Here is a 1905-nt window from a genome sequence, read left to right as displayed (position 1 = left end):
AGAATTTCGGTTATACAGGCGATACATCGTCTGAGTTGCTTCTGAAGATGCTGTTCCCACTGTCACCGGAGACCATCCTTTAAGGCGACCAGTTTCACTGTAAATGGCAATCTTATGAGACCCTTTATATCCGGCAGGAATCTTAAACTCGACGTACGCTCGACCCGAAGGATCAATGCGAACCGCTGATGCTTGTCCATCCGGAGAAGTGAGCTTTCGAGGAGTCGAAAAGATATACCCGGTCCAATAGCAGTAATCGCCCTTCTTGCTAGCAGCTATACACGCATCCGTGTTCTTCAGACTATCAATATATAGGCGGTATACTGAATCCGGTTTTGCCTTGCCTCCATTATTTCCAGTCACTCCGCCTTTGTTGCTGTTATTGAGCTGTCCTTCGGAATTCGGAACGTCCCTTGACGTAGTAAAAGTCGGCACGTTACTTGTTTGATTCTGGCTCGCCGTGTAAATAGAACCGTCCTTGAACTGCACGGACAACCCTGAGTACATCATCGAGGCAGGGTCCGAAGCATCTTTCTGCGCATGGCTCAAATCAAAAAACAGCTTATTCGGCGTAATGATACCGGAATAACCCCAATTACCATATTTCGTTCCAGCAAATAAACCGGGGATAGTATGGGTAATCGTCCCCGAAGAGCGGATGTTGCCATCTTCCGTATAGCCATGATTAAAGTATTGTGTGAGTATACGCTGATTCTTTGTATTGCCCTCTACAACATTCCTTACGCTAGCATATGCACTTGCTCCTGCAAGGTTGGAATCTGGTATGCGATTGGTGACACAATCCCATACGGAGCGCGCCTCGTCAGCCCAAATAGGCCAATCACCCTTAACGAGCTTACCATCCTGTCTGAAGACACGGACAATGGTAGTCGAGTAGCAAATTGACTTCACCTCAGACACAAGTTGAGAATCAATCGAATAATTAGCTTTTAGTCCAACGGTATGCTGACCGATTTCATCTACTCGCTGGTTCGTTAGCTTTAATGTGGAGCCATCCAAGCGAATGAACTTCACTTGTACAGAACGAGCGGAGAGCACTGGACCAGTCACATAAGTGATCTTCTGCGGGTTTGGATACCAGCCATTGTTGCCGGTCTCGATTTTCCCTTTCAACAAAGCAAACCATGCAGACGTAGGAGGATTGCCCCATCCTGTTCCAACCCCACCAGCATACTTGACTTCCACAGTCTGCGTTGCGGCCGTCGCAGTGAAAACCGCTTCATTCCCGGCATAGGCAGTGTCCGTACCCCCAATCTGCGGCTGCTCATAATCGTAATTGCCGCTGATATTCGACGACACACCGTAGGACTGTCCTTTGGTTAATCCACTAAGTGTGACTTTGAATGTCGGTTTCGTTGCATTATCGCCATACTTCGCACCCCATTTGAGCACACGCTGAGGGGATTGAATAGCGACTATCGTCGGTGTTGAAGCACTAGGAATAGGACTTCTCATGCTATTGGAGCCCGTCTGAGAGCTCTCCTCTTCAGTTTGAGAAGACTGCATGTGCGGTTCCAGTGTCTGCTGTTCAGTGGATGCGTCAGACTTGGAGGACATGTTGTTCTGCACCTGTGCCTGCGACCCCATTGGCTGAAGCTCAGTAGATCCAGATCCTTCATCGGCATGTGCAACGCCGACCCCTCCGAACAGGACACCAGCCGCAATGATAGCGGCTGCATATTTGCTGATCCTACGCATAGGATTGCCTTCCTCTTCACTATATAAAGCCTTGAGGCTTTATTATTGTTATCCCCCCCCCCAAGGACAATATTCAACGGGGGCGGGTTCCAGTGATCGTTGCAACACCTGACCGACCGACGGGAGGAACAGGTGGGCAGGTGGTTGTTCGAGGGCGTGGAGTACGCGACGAGGTCGCAGATGTGC

General features: G+C 49.5%; 1 protein-coding gene. It reads right to left on the bottom strand.

Annotated features, from left to right (window positions below):
• The coding region (locus EHS19_RS10905) for a hypothetical protein (RefSeq protein WP_175578436.1) at positions 1–1719 on the bottom strand (1719 nt) is incomplete at its 3' end.
• Positions 1720–1905: the final 186 nt, after the last annotated feature.

The sequence above is a fragment of the Bifidobacterium jacchi genome (assembly GCF_009078285.1).
In the GTDB taxonomy this organism is placed as follows: Bacteria; Actinomycetota; Actinomycetes; order Actinomycetales; family Bifidobacteriaceae; genus Bifidobacterium; species Bifidobacterium jacchi.
This window is presented reverse-complemented; position numbering and strand designations above follow the sequence as displayed.